Raw genomic sequence first — 13,769 nt, forward strand, 5'->3', positions numbered from 1 at the left:
CTCGATCAGGGAACATGTGGATGCGAAGGCTCATGCGCTGCGTGTGGCCACGGCGGGGGGAATCGCTGCGGCGCGACGTGCCGGGCCGAACACGGCGATCTGCCCCAGAATCCACAGCACAATGGCGCTGGCTGGCAGGTAGGACAATGGCAGACGCGGCAGTTCATAGCGGCTCATCAACAGCATGTTCAATCCGTAGGCCAGCAACAGGCCGAGCACGATGCCGGCGCCGCTGAGGATGAAATTCTCCACCTGGAAGTAGCGCAGGATGTGCCGCTGCGTTGCCCCGAGCGCACGGCGGATGCCGATCTGTTTGGTGCGTTGCTGCACCCAGAAACTGGCCAGACCAATGATGCCGAAAGCGGTAACCGCCAGCAGGGCGATACACACGGCAAGCAGCAACCAGATCACCGCGCGGTCGCGACGATGGAAGTCGGCGCGCATCTGCGTCAGCGTGTCCTTCTGCTCGATAATGCGATTGGGGTCGGAGGCGTGCAGTGCAGCGACGGCGGCAGTGAGCACCGCCTCGCGTTGGTCCGGTGTGGTGCGCAATGCGTAGGCGCCGTTGGAGACGCGGATCGGGAAGACCATGGTGTGATAACGGTTGGCGAACGTCCCGGATTCACCCGGGGTCATCAGATCATTGACCACCCCGACCACCGGCGATGGCGGCTGCTTTTCCCCCCAGACATACACCGTCTTGCCAATGGCGCTTTGGCCAGAAAACAGTGTCTGAGCCAACGATCTGCTCAGGATGATGGCGGGCACCGACAGGCCGACCTTGTTGGGATCGAACGCGCTGTTCTCCAGGTACTCATCAGCGTTGAAGGCACGCCCTTCGATCACCCGCACTCCGAAGGTCTGCAGCAACTGTCCGTCGTCCATATAGAGCGAGGCGTGCGCGGTGGGGCGGGACTGATCAGGATCAAGGCGGACGTCCGAACCCCACACATTACTGCCATAGGGAACTTGGTTGATGCTGCTGGCTGCTTTCACTCCGGGCAGGGATGAAAGCGCTTGGATGTCCTGCTTGCGTAGTGCATCCATGTTGACGTCGGGCAGCAGGCTGCTGGTAGCCAGATACACCAGTTCGTCATTGGCGACGCCGCTATCGAGTTGAAGCTCGGCGACGCGGTTACTGATGATGAAGACTGCATTGCAGATGATGGCGCAGCTCAATGCAATCTCAAGCACGATCAACAGCGAGGCGGTCTTGTGCCGCGACAGCGTGATGAGGATGGGGCGGATGTCGATGGTCGTTCTCCTTGGACCGCAGTGGCGCGATGCGGTGCCCGGTGTTCAGCGGCGAATAGCGGGTGAATGCGAACGCTGGCTTGGGTGACCCATCGCTCTGCCAGGAATCAGTGGGGAGGAACCAGCAACCAGAAAGGGGGCAGCTTGGCTCTGCTCCCTACGGCTGTTGGTTCCTCTCCACTGGTTCCCTTCTTTCTGGCGTGGCACGTCTGATTTCTCACTTCTCTTCATTGGGTTCTCGCTCTCACTGACTCTTGAGCTGCAACGCGGGTGGAATCCGCATTGCGCGCCACGCCGGCAGCAGCCCGGCAAGCACACTGACCAGCAGGGCCAGAGCGAAGGTGAGCCCCAGCGTGGTGAGATCCATATGCGCCAAACGCGCATAGTCGTCTGGTTGCTGGCGGATCAGCCACAAACCGACGGCAGCGAAGCCCAGGCCGATGACCCCGCCCAACAGGCCGATGGTGCCGGCTTCCACCAGGCATTGTTTGAAGATGTCCCTGCGTGACGCGCCCAGCGAACGGCGTACGCCGATCTCCCCACTGCGACGCAGGAACTTGGCCAGCAACAGGCTCACCGTGTTGATCATGCAGACCAGCAGGAAGCCGAAAGCCAGCCACATCTGCAGGCGCACGTCGTTGGGCACGATACGGTTGAAGTCCAACCAGCTCATCACATTGTGCAGGCGCACGTTGGTGGGGCGTTCGAAGCGCCCGTTGGCACGTTGCGCATCCGAGTAGTCGGCGAGGTACTTCAGGTAGTCGGCGGCCTTCTGCGGCGAATCCAGCTCGACCCAGTATTGCAGCCACGCGCAGGGCGCATTGAGGCTGCGGTTGCCTTCGGCTTCGTCGTCGCTGATGCCCCAGCAGTTCATGTTGCCCTGTGTGTCCAAACGCAGATCCCGCGAAGTGGAGAACGGCAGGAATACCTGCTCGACGCCTCCGTAGCGTTGGTTGCTCAGGTCATAGAAACGCGGGGCTGGCTTCCAGTCTGCCGACACACCGACGACCCGGAAGGTGCCTTGCGGCAGACGCAGTTCCCGGCCGACGGCCTCTTCCGTGCCAAACAGCCTGGAAGCCAGCGTGTGATGGATGACGGCCACGCGCGCGCGTTCGTCATCGTCCTTGTTGTTCCATGCGTTGCCGCTGAGCAGCGGCACGTCGAACATCGGGAAAAAATCCGCCGACGTGTAACGGGCCGACGCGCGGAATGGCTGGGCGACGTTGTCACTTGGCTGCAACGTCACCGAGCCACCGCTCATCAGTGCCTGCCGATCGCCGCGTTTTTGTCGCAGCAGCTCCTCGGCGTCGTACCGGCTCATCTGCTTCAGCGGGTCTTTGTCCAGCGTGGCGTCCTTGCCGAGAGTGCGTGGCTCCAGCTGCGGGTAAAACAACTGCGTGCTCTTGTGCGGAATGGGATCGCCCGAGAGCACGAAGTACAGGGCCAGCGTGGTCATCGTCGCGCCGATGCCGACCGCGATGGTCAGCACCATCAGGCTGGTCAGCACCTTGTTGCGGCCGAAGCTGCGTAGCGCCAGTTGCAGGTAGTAGCCGAACATGCGGTTCCTCTTGATCGTCCGTGATCAGGCGCTGCGGGTGGCAACTGCCGGCGGAATGGCGGCGGCCTTGCGGGCCGGGCCGAACACGGCGATCTGGCCGAGCATCCACAGCAGCACCGCGCCAATGGGCAGGTACAGCAGCGGCAGGCGGGGCAGCTCATAGCGGCCCATCAGCCACTGGTTCAGCAGGTAGGCGAGCAACATGCCGACCACGATGCCGATGCCGGCCAACAGGAAGTTCTCGGTCTGGAAGTAACGCAGGATCTGCCCGCGGGTCGCACCCAGCGCACGGCGGATGCCGATCTGCTTGGTACGCTGCTGCACCCAGAAACTGGCCAGGCCGATGATGCCCAGTGCGGTCACCAGCAACAGCAGCACGCTGACGATCAGCAGCAGGCCGACCATGTCGCGGTCATCGGCGAAAAACTCGGCGCGGCCTTGCTCGAAGGTCATTTTGCGCCAGGTCAGGCGGTTGGGGTCGTTCTTGTCCAACGCAGCCAATGCCTGCTTGAGCACTTCGTCACGACGGCCCGGTTCGCTGGTGCGGATCAGGAAGCTGCCGCCGTTGGAGAAGTTCATGCGGATCGGGAACATCACCGAACGCGTGCGGTCGTTGCTCTGCATGTTCGGCCGCACCAGCGCTTCCACCACGCCAATAATGGTCAGCGGGACGTTGGCCATGTAGATGGTCTTGCCAACGGCGCTGCCGTCCGGGAACAAGTGCTTGGCAACGGATTGGGTGACGATCACCGGCGAGCGCAGTGCACTCAAATCCTGTTCTTCTTCCAGCAGAGCACTGCTCTTGTACTCGTCGGCATGGAAGTCGCGGCCGGCAATCAATTTCAGGCCCATGGTGGCAACAGATTCTTCGCCGACCATGTACTGCGCGGCGTTGATTGACTGTGCGTCCGGATCCGGAGTGACGGCGAAGCCGCTGTTCCAGGAGCCATTCTGGAACGGCAGCTGGTTGACGATGGCGGCCTTTTCGACGCCGGCGATGCCGCGCAGTGATGCGAGGTCTTCGGCGGTGCGCGCATCGGCGTCCACCTGTTTGCCAATGCCGCTGAGCGCAATCTCAATCAGGCGGTTGTCGTCCATGCCGCTGGGCATGTTCATGGTGTCGATACGCTGGGAGACGATGAACAACGCATTGCAGATGATCGCGCAGCTCAATGCGATCTCGAGCACGATCAGGGCAGCGGCGGTTTTATGCCGGGTCAATGTGGAGAGAATCGGGCGGATGTCCATGGTGTTCTCCGTGGAGCCTGGGAATAGGGAAGAGGAAGGCGGTGAGGGGCGGGCAACCGGACAAAGCGGAGGTGCGGGTCCAGAGCGGGTTGTGCGCTGCGCGCACGTGCCGACGCCGGACCGGCGGGAGCGTCCGCGTTACTGGCTCTTGAGTTGCAGTGCCGGTGCCACCTGCATCGCACGCCAAGCCGGCAAAGCCCCGGCCAGAATGCTGGCAGTGACGGCCATCGCGAATGTGAGTAGCAGCATGGAGCCGTCCAGATGAGCCAGAGACGCATAGCTGGCCGGGCGCTGGCGCACTGCCCACAGGCCGAACAGTGCGAACACCAGACCGAGCAGGCCGCCGGCCAGCCCGATGGTTCCAGCTTCGACCAGACACTGCTTGAAGATCTCCCGACGGCTGGCACCGAGTGCGCGGCGCACGCCGATTTCGCCACTGCGACGCAGGAACTTGGCCAGCAGCAGGCCGACGGTGTTGACCAGGCACACCAACAGGAAGCCGAACGCCAGCCACATCTGCAAACGCACGTCGCCCGGTACCACGTTGCTGTATTCCATCCACTCCATTACGTCGCGCAGGCGGGTGTTGGCCGGGCGCTCGAAGCGGCCGGCGGCGCGCTGCTGTTCGGAGTAGTTGTCCAGGTAGGCCTTGAAGTCGCCTGCAGCGCCGGCCGAATCCAGTTCCACCCAGTACTGGATCCAGGCGCAGGGCACATTGAGTGCCTGCGCGTCGTTGACAATCTCGCGACCGAAGCAGTTCATGTTTCCGCTGCGCTCCATCTTCAGGTCAATGAAGGTGCTGAAGGGCAACGTCACGCTCTCACCACGACCAAAACGACTGGTGCTGATGTCATAGAACTTCGGTTTGGGGTTCCAGCCATCGAGCACACCCGTCACACGCAGCGCATGGCCTTCCACCAGCACATCCTTGCCGACACTGTTGGCGCCGTTGAACAGCTTGTCGTTGAGGGTCTTGCTGATCACCGCAACGCGGCCACGGCCTTCATCGTCAGCCGCGCTCCAGCCTTGGCCGAACAGGAACGGTGTATCGAACATCGGGAAGAAGTCGGCGGAGGTATAGCGCATGTCGATGCTGAAAGGCTTGAGCGCATCCACACGTGGATCCACGATGCCGCTACCGCCGGTCATCATTGCCTGACGTGTTGCTTTCTTCTGCCGCAACAGTTCTTCGGCATCAAAGCGGGTCAACTGGGATTCGGGCTCTTCACCGGCCTTGTAGCCCTCACGCATACCCGGGTCCAGCTGCACGTAGAACAATTTTTCGCTCTTGTGCGGGATGGGATTGCCGGACAGCACCTTGAACACGGTCAAGGTGGTCATCGAAGCACCGATGCCCAGTGCAATGGCGAGCACCATCAATGCAGTGAGAATCTTGTTGCGGCCAAAACTGCGTAAGGCAAGTTTGAAGTAGTAGCTGAACATGAGCGTTCCTTGGCCGATCAGGCGCTGCGCGTGGCGACAATGGGTGGAATGGCGGCGGCACGGAGCGCGGGGCCGATGACCGCCGCCTGTCCGAGCAACCAAAGCAGTACGGCGCCCACCGGCAGGTAGTACAGCGGCAGCCGTGGGATTTCGAAGTAGTGCATCAATAATTGATTGCCGCTGTAGGCCAGCAACATGCCGATGACGATGCCAATGCTGGTCAGCAGGAAATTCTCGGTCTGGAAGTACCCGATGATCTGCCGCCGCGTCGCGCCCAATGCCCGACGGATGCCGATCTGCTTGGTGCGCTGCTGCACCCAGAAACTGGCCAGGCCGATGATGCCCAGTGCGGTCACCAGCAACATGGTCACGCACACGCCGAGCAGCAGTCGGGTCATGGCGCGGTCCTGACGGAAGTAGGCATCGCGCAGCTGCAGCAGCGGCATGCTGTAGTCGCCGGACAAGATGGCTTCCGGCGTCACCTTGGGCGCGGCGGCGATGGCGTCGCGCACGATGCGGGTGAGGTCCCCGGGATTGGCGCGCAGCACATAGGTGCCGCTCTGTGCGTTGGTGGTGACCGGTACGATCACCGACCACTGCGCACCGGCGATGCCGTTCTCGCTGCGGCCCGGATCAGGGCGGGCAAAATGGGCCAGAACACCGGCCACGGTGTAGTGATAGCTGCCCATCCAGAACGACTTGCCCAACGCGGATTCGCCCGGCCACAGGTGCTCGGCGAACGCTTGGGTGATCCACACCTGTGCATTCTCTGGCAGGTAGTTCGTGATCGGCTGGTAATCGGCGGCGTCGAACATGCGCCCTTGCACGGGCTTGAGCTGCAGCGTGGCCACGGCATCGGCATCGAGCGTGTAGAAGTGTGGAACCCCGCCGTGGTGCTTGCCTTCGGCATCCAGCGTGATGCCGGCGACGCCAGCACGCTGGCCGAACGGCACGGCGTTGGCGACGCCTGCGGCCTGCACGCCGGCCTGGCCACGCAGTTGCTGCAGCCAGCGGCTGTTGAGGTCCACCGCACTACAGGTGTCGCAGTCATTGAGGGTGATGCTGGCGACAGCGGTTTCGTCGACGCCGCTGTCCATGCGCATCAGTTCCATGCGCGAGGCAGCCAGAAACAAGGCGTTGCACAGCACCGCGCAGGCCAGGGCGATTTCCAGCACGATCAGCGAGGCGGCGATACGGTGGCGCGAGAGTGTGCTGAGGATGGGTTTGATATCCATATCCGTTCCTTACAGGGCCTTGATCTGCAACGCGGGATCGATGCGGCTTGCGCGCAGTGCCGGCAACATGCCCGCCACTACCGTGGTCAGCACCGAGGCGACAAAGGTGAAGGCCAGCATCTTCAGATCCAGCTGCATCATGTCGGCGTAGGCCAGCGGTTGTTGGCGCACCGCCCACAGGCCGAACAAGGTCAGTAGCAAGCCGCCGAGGCCGCCAGCCAGGCCGACCAATGCGGATTCGACCAAGCACTGCTGGAACACCATCGCGCGGGTAGCACCCAATGCACGCAGTACACCGATTTCACCGGTGCGACGCAGGAACTTGGCCAGCAACAAACCCACCGTGTTGAACAGGCAGATGCCAAGGAAGGCCAGCGCCACCCACGCCTGCAGGCGCACGTCACGCGGCACCACGCCGTTGTAGTCCATCCACTCCATCAGGCTGCGCAGGCGTACCAGCTCAGGTTGGCTGATGCGGCCGAGCTGATGCTGTTGTTGTGCGTAGCCATCCAGGAACTGGCGATACGTGGCGACTTTGGCGGCGTCGTCCAACTGCACCCACAACTGCAGCCATACGCAATCGGCGTTTTCCAGATGCCCCGGGTTGCTGGGCAGGTTCCAGCAGGTGAACTGCTGAAAATTTCCCGCGTTGAGCTGCAGCCCGGTGAAGAAGGGCACCATCACGTCTTCGCTGCGCGTGTAGTAATCGGCAGTGTCGCCCTGGGCGAAGCGGCCGCCGACCACCGTGTAGAAGAGTGGCGACGGGCGCCACGGTTTGAGCACGCCGATGATGCGAACCTCACCGTCGCGGATGCGCAGCATCTGCCCGGTGCTGTCTTTGCCGCCGAACAGGCGCTGGTTCAGATCCCACGAGATCACCGCCACGCGCGAACGACGCTGGTCGTCGTCCTGCGACCAGCCGGCACCGAAGGCCATCGGCACCTGAAACATCGGGAAGAAATCCGCCGTGGTCGACAGCATGGTCGCCATGCTCGGCGGCTCGTTGCTGCTGGACGTGGAGAGCTTGACGCTGCTGTCCACGATCAGAGCCTTGCGGTCGGCCGGGCCATCGCGCCACAGGTCCACAGCGGAGGTGTAGTCAAGCATGTCCAACGGTTCCCTACTTGCCCGCTCACCACGCGGCGAGGCATCCAGCTGCGGGTAGTAGATGTGCTGACTGCGCCCGGGCAGGGGATCGCCCGAGAGCAGGTGCATCACCGTGAGGGTGGTCATTGACGCACCGATACCCATGGCGATGGACAGCACCATCAACGCCGTCAACACCGGTGTGCGGCGAAGACTGCGCAGGCCCTGCTGCAGGTAGTACGGGAACAAGGACATGCGAGCTCGCCTCAGCCTTGGGTGGAAGCGGCAGCGGCGAGTTTGGCGGCGTGGGCCAGTACCGGCTCACGCAGCAGATCGGTGGCCTGGCCATCGACGATATGCACGTTGCGCTGTGCGCGTGCGGCCAGCTCCGGATCGTGGGTCACCATGACGATGGTGGTGCCCTGGCTGTTGATCTCTTCCAGCAGTTCCATCACGCCACGTGCCATCTGCGTGTCCAGGTTGCCGGTCGGTTCATCGGCCAGCAACAGACGCGGGCTGCCTGCCAGTGCACGGGCAATGGCGGCACGCTGCTGCTGACCACCGGACAGTTCGGCCGGGTAGTGCTTCATGCGCGAGCCCAGGCCAACGCTGGTCAATGCCTTTTCGATACGCTGGCGGCGCTCGGAAGCGGGCATGCCGCGGTAACGCAGTGGCACATCGACGTTGTCGAACAGGTTGAGGTCGGGAATCAGGTTGAAGCCCTGGAAAATGAAGCCGATTTTCTGGTTGCGCAGGCGCGAGCGAGCGTCATCACCAAGGTGGCTCACGTCCTGACCATCGAGCAGGTACTGGCCACTGGTGAAGGTTTCCAGCAGGCCGGCGATGTTGAGGAAGGTCGTTTTGCCTGAGCCGGACGGACCGGTAACGGCGACGAATTCGCCCTCGCGTACGTGCAGGTCCAGCGAACGCAGCGCGTGGGTTTCAACCTGTTCGGTACGGAAGACCTTGGAGACGGATTGCATCTGGAGCATGGTTTTTCCTTTGATGGCAGGGAACAGGAGCAGGGAAAGGGAATGAAGGAACAGGGGTGAGGTTTCAGTTGTCTGGTTTCACGGCAGACGAGACGACGTCAGGTTCCTCAACACCCTGTTCCCAATACTTAGTTGATCGAAACGCTTTCGTTGTCGCCGAACAGGTCGGCGCCGGATACAACGATCTTGTCGCCGGGTTGCAGGCCGGAGATCACTTCGACTTCGCCCAGGCTGCTTACACCCAACTTGACCGGACGACGGGTGGCGTTGCTGCCGTTGACGACATAGGCATAGCGACCACCGGACTGCTCGACGAACGGGCCGCGTTCGACCTTGAGTACGTTCTTGCGGGTGTCCAGCAGGATGCGCGAGCTCATGCGCTGGCTCTGACGCAGGCCTTCGGGTTGTTTGTCGGAGAAGCGGATGCGGGCGACGACTTCACCGTTCACCACTTCCGGTGACACGGCCGAGATCTCGCCGGGGAACGGCTGGCCTGAGCCGCTGGTGAGCTGGGCCGGCATGCCGATGGCCAATTCGCGGGCGAAGCTTTCCGGCACCTTGATTTCGACTTCGAAGCGCGACAGGTCGACCACGCCCAGCACCGGCGCATTGGTGATTACCTGAGTGTGCTGGGTGGCCTGCACCTGGCCGACTTGGCCATCAAACGGCGCGCGCAGGGTGAGTGCATCCACCTGGCGCTGTACTTCATTCACCACCGCTTTCTGGCGGTCGGCCATCAAGTGCTTGTTGCGGGCGTCCAGGTCGGCGCCGCGGCTCTGCAGGCTGGCGTCCTGCTGAGCATGCTGCAGTTCGATCTGTGCCTTCTTCAGTTCGTCCTGGGCCTTGGCCAGGTCGACCTGCGGCACGGCACCACCGTCGAAGCCGCGCTGGTAGCGGTCCAGGTCGCGCTGTGCGGCCGTGCGCATCAGGCCGGCCTGGTCGGACATCTTGGCGCCGGTGGCACGTGCAAGCGTGGCATCCAGTGCGGCGCGGCTGGCTTCGGCTTCCAGGCCGGCCAGCGTGGACTGTTCCTGCGCCAGCTTGCTGCGCAGCTCCGGGCTGTCGATCACCGCCAGCTCCTGGCCCTGTTTGACCACGTCACCGGCGACCACCTTCAAGGTGACCGTGCCGGCCGAGATGGCATACAGCACCGGGCTGTTGGCAGCGATGACGCGACCATCGGCGGCGATATCGCGCACCAGGTCACCTCGGGTGATTTCAGCGATGCGCAGGCGCCCGCCGTCAAACGAACGGCTGGCGCCGAGCCAGCTGCTGGCAACGTAGCCAATGCCGCCGATCACCACCACGGTGGCAACGGCGGGCCACAGCCACCGACGCCAAGTAGGCTGCGGGCGCTGGGAGGAAACCTGGTCCTGGGCGGAAGTGTCGCGGATCATCTGGGGCTTCGCTGCAAGGGTTGCTATTGATTAAGCAGGCAGCGTGCCAACTTCAATTGATTGAATTCATTGGATATTTATGTTGAGGCGAGTGTGTCCGGGTGTCCGCGGACACTTTCGCGGACAGTGTCCGGGGTCCGGATGTCCGCAGATGTCTGCTGTCTGACCAGATCGCTGACTTAGAATGTCGCGATCACCAACGCGAGCGGATGAACTATGTGCGGCATTGTGGGAGCGATCGCTGATCGCGATGTGGTTCCAGTACTGATTGAAGGACTCAAGCGGCTGGAATACCGCGGCTACGACTCGTCGGGCATCGCGGTGTTGAACGGCGATCAGATACGCCGCGTGCGCCGTACCGGCCGCGTCGCGGAAATGGAAGGTGCTGCCGCTGCCGAGCAGTTCCAGTCCAATCTGGGCATTGGTCACACGCGCTGGGCTACCCATGGCGGCGTCACCGAGTCCAACGCGCACCCGCATATCAGTGAGGGGGTGGCGCTGGTACACAACGGCATCATCGAGAACCACGAAGAACAGCGCGAGAAGTTGACCGCGTTGGGCTATGTGTTCGAGTCACAGACCGATACCGAAGTCATCGCGCACCTCATCCATCACCATCTGCAGGCCGACCATGACGACCTGCTCAGCGCGTTGCAGCACACGGTGAAAGAACTGACTGGCGCCTACGCGCTGGCGGTGATCAGCCGCAAGGAGCCTGAGCGCATGGTGGTCGCGCGGATGGGCTGCCCGCTGCTGGTGGGCCTGGGCGAAGGCGAGAACTTCGTCGCCTCGGACGTATCGGCCATCCTGCAGGCCACCCGTCGGGTGATGTTCCTGGAGGAGGGCGACACTGCCGAGCTGACCCGTCAGGGCGTGCGCGTGTTCGATGGCAACAACGCACCGGTGCAGCGCGAGCAGCGCATGTCCGATGTGTCGCTGGCCTCGCTGGAACTGGGCCCGTACCGCCATTTCATGCAGAAGGAAATCCACGAGCAGCCGCGTGCGCTGGGTGACACCCTTGAAGCGGCCATCGATGCCGGTGGCTTCCCGGCCACGTTGTTCGGCAAGAATGCCGAAGCGGTGTTGAAGGACATCGAAGGCGTGCAGATTCTGGCCTGTGGCACCAGCTACTACGCCGGCCTGACCGCGCGTTACTGGATCGAAGCCATTGCCGGCCTGCCGTGCAGCGTGGAGATCGCCAGCGAGTACCGTTACCGCGCTGCGTATGCAAATCCCAAGCACCTGATCGTCACCATCTCCCAGTCCGGCGAAACCCTGGACACGATGGAAGCGCTCAAGTACGCCAAGTCACTGGGACACCTGCACACGCTGTCCATCTGCAACGTGCCGGAAAGTGCGATCCCGCGCGCCAGCGAACTGGTTTGCTACACCCGCGCCGGTGCCGAAATCGGTGTGGCCTCAACCAAGGCATTCACCACCCAGCTGGCAGCGTTGTTCCAGTTGACCGTGGTGCTGGGCAAGCTGCAGGGCAAGGTCAGCGCCGAGCAGGAAGCGGACTACCTGGAGCAACTGCGTCACCTGCCGGGCAGCGTGCAGCATGCGTTGAACCTGGAGCCGCAGATCATCACCTGGGCCGAGCGCTTTGCCGGCAAGTCCAACGCGCTGTTCCTTGGTCGCGGACTGCACTATCCGATCGCTCTGGAAGGCGCGCTCAAGCTCAAGGAAATCTCCTACATCCATGCCGAGGCTTACCCGGCGGGCGAGCTAAAGCATGGCCCGCTGGCGCTGGTGGACGCAGAAATGCCGGTGGTGGTCATCGCCCCCAACGACAGCCTGCTGGAGAAGGTGAAATCCAACATGCAGGAAGTGCGCGCGCGTGGCGGCGAGCTGTTCGTGTTCACCGACCAGGACAGCAATTTCAATGCGTCCGAAGGTGTGCATGTGATCCGTACTCCGCGCCATGCCGGTGTGCTCAGTGCGGTGGTGCACACCATCCCGGTGCAGTTGCTGGCCTACCACACGGCCTTGGCGCGCGGCACGGATGTGGACAAACCGCGCAACCTCGCCAAGAGCGTGACGGTCGAATAAGCCGATCACGCAAGCCGCAGGGCGTTGCATGCAAGGGGGTGATCCGGCCGGACAAGGCGGATCCCCCCCTTTTTGTTTACGGGCATCCATGACGTCGGACCCGTAGCCACGGACGGCGTGGCTCCATGGCAGGCGTTCGGTCGACGGCGGCCGAACTTTAGTGCAATGGAAAGGCGGCATTCAGCGGCGATTTCATTCGCGATGCCATGCTCCAGTCATCAACCGGTTTCCACGATGAACCGTCCCAAATATGCCGACCTTGGTCGTGCAGGAGCGGTCGTAGACTCGGAAGGGTCAAGGGCACGGCCGATGTATTGCCGCCGACCTCGCCCGTGATGAAGCAACTCGTCTGCCGAAGCACAGCAACGGTCGGCGACATGCACCAAACGTGTGCTGGTCGATCTATCGCCGGACTACGGCGGCATATCGGAAGGGCACGCTTTCAATCAGTAGCCTGTAACAGGAAACAAGAATGAACGTCCGAGAACTGCTGCGATCGAAGAAAGATGCAATCGTCACCATCGATGTTGAAGACACGATCGGCGGCGCCGCACACAAAATGAGCGCGCACAAGATTGCTGCGCTGGTGGTGATGAAAGACGATGCCCCGGTGGGGATGATTTCTGAAAAGGACATCGTGCGCAGCCTGGCCGAAGACGGCCCACAAGCGGGTAGAAGGGTTATTTCCAGCCTGTCCTCGGCGGGTCTGGAGAACATTGCTCCCGATGCGACGCTCAAGCAGGCCATGGCGCTGATGACGTACTCGCGTCACCGCCATCTGATGGTCACCGAGAACGACACGCTGGTCGGCATCCTGAGCCTGGGCGATATCGTGAAGAATCTGCTGAGTGAGCTGGAACTGGAGAAGGCGGTACTGCAGGACATCTACATCGCGGCGCATTGACGGCGTGCGTTGATGACGCGGTGAGATGAAAACGGCCCGAGGCGGAAGCACCGGGCCGTTTTCCGTTGCATGCCGTGCGTTCGCTGGTGCCGCGCGGTACGCCACGGGCCGGAAGATGGATTCACCGAAACCCCGCCAGGGGTTACCGGCCCGGGGAGCATCATGTCGATGGTGTTGCCGGCCCGGGTGTTCGGCACAGGCGTGGATAAGCTGCGCAACCTTGCCAAGAGTGTGACGGTGGAATAATTGGTGTAACGAAAGCGTAACCGTGGTTGCGGATAATCCCCCCAGCAGCCCGGTTCTCTCTCTCCCCCGACGCTGTGAAGAAGCCCGGCCCTGAGCCGGGCTTTTCTTTTGTCAGGTAGCGACCTACAGCTTTTGTCGGGCGGCAACCTACAGACAGACGCCAATGGCTCTGTCACCGTCCGCACCTCGGCGGCTGGGGCCTGCCGGTACCTCGGATAGCAAGCGTTTCAGTATGTGATGAGAGTCGCGAAAAATACTGATAGGGCGGCGCTGCTTTTCCCGATTAACTGATTAGAGCAACAAAGAAGCCGGAAGAACGGCTGGGGAAATCATGATGTGGGGATGCAGGGGGGAGTC

At 62.4% G+C, this 13,769-nt stretch carries 10 protein-coding genes; 2 read left to right on the forward strand and 8 right to left on the reverse strand.

What is annotated here, in order from left to right; translation table 11 throughout:
* Positions 1-30: 30 nt before the first annotated feature.
* From PAN08_RS02655 to PAN08_RS02690, 8 genes are all read right to left on the reverse strand, one after another.
* Positions 31-1,254 (reverse strand): FtsX-like permease family protein, encoded by a 1,224-nt coding sequence (locus PAN08_RS02655; RefSeq protein ID WP_269791145.1) that lies wholly within the window; start codon positions 1,252-1,254, stop codon positions 31-33.
* A 244-nt stretch (positions 1,255-1,498) separates the two neighbouring features.
* Complete coding sequence (locus PAN08_RS02660; RefSeq protein WP_269790008.1) at positions 1,499-2,812, reverse strand: FtsX-like permease family protein; 1,314 nt, start codon at positions 2,810-2,812, stop codon at positions 1,499-1,501.
* A gap of 24 nt (positions 2,813-2,836) precedes the next feature.
* Positions 2,837-4,060: an FtsX-like permease family protein gene (locus PAN08_RS02665; protein WP_269790009.1), complete on the reverse strand. Its 1,224-nt coding sequence runs from the start codon at positions 4,058-4,060 to the stop codon at positions 2,837-2,839.
* 138 nt (positions 4,061-4,198) lie between these two features.
* Positions 4,199-5,503: an ABC transporter permease gene (locus tag PAN08_RS02670; protein ID WP_269790010.1), complete on the reverse strand. Its 1,305-nt coding sequence runs from the start codon at positions 5,501-5,503 to the stop codon at positions 4,199-4,201.
* A gap of 17 nt (positions 5,504-5,520) precedes the next feature.
* Positions 5,521-6,738 (reverse strand): FtsX-like permease family protein, encoded by a 1,218-nt coding sequence (locus PAN08_RS02675; protein ID WP_269790011.1) that lies wholly within the window; start codon positions 6,736-6,738, stop codon positions 5,521-5,523.
* Positions 6,739-6,747: 9 nt separating this feature from the next.
* Positions 6,748-8,073, reverse strand: coding sequence for an ABC transporter permease (locus tag PAN08_RS02680; protein WP_269791146.1), 1,326 nt, complete (start codon positions 8,071-8,073; stop codon positions 6,748-6,750).
* A gap of 17 nt (positions 8,074-8,090) precedes the next feature.
* The gene (locus PAN08_RS02685; protein ID WP_269790012.1) at positions 8,091-8,816 is read right to left on the reverse strand and encodes an ABC transporter ATP-binding protein; all 726 of its coding nucleotides are present in this window, start codon (positions 8,814-8,816) and stop codon (positions 8,091-8,093) included.
* Positions 8,817-8,944: 128 nt separating this feature from the next.
* Complete coding sequence (locus PAN08_RS02690; RefSeq protein ID WP_269790013.1) at positions 8,945-10,213, reverse strand: efflux RND transporter periplasmic adaptor subunit; 1,269 nt, start codon at positions 10,211-10,213, stop codon at positions 8,945-8,947.
* 216 nt (positions 10,214-10,429) lie between these two features.
* On the opposite strand from PAN08_RS02690, the gene glmS reads away from it, so the two are divergent.
* Together glmS and PAN08_RS02700 are read left to right on the forward strand one after the other, a co-directional pair.
* Positions 10,430-12,262 (forward strand): glutamine--fructose-6-phosphate transaminase (isomerizing), encoded by a 1,833-nt coding sequence (gene glmS, locus PAN08_RS02695; RefSeq protein ID WP_269790014.1) that lies wholly within the window; start codon positions 10,430-10,432, stop codon positions 12,260-12,262.
* Between the two features lie 472 nt (positions 12,263-12,734).
* Positions 12,735-13,166 (forward strand): CBS domain-containing protein, encoded by a 432-nt coding sequence (locus PAN08_RS02700; protein ID WP_269790015.1) that lies wholly within the window; start codon positions 12,735-12,737, stop codon positions 13,164-13,166.
* Positions 13,167-13,769: the final 603 nt, after the last annotated feature.

The sequence above is a fragment of the Stenotrophomonas sp. Iso1 genome (assembly GCF_027497995.1).
Lineage (GTDB): Bacteria > Pseudomonadota > Gammaproteobacteria > Xanthomonadales > Xanthomonadaceae > Stenotrophomonas.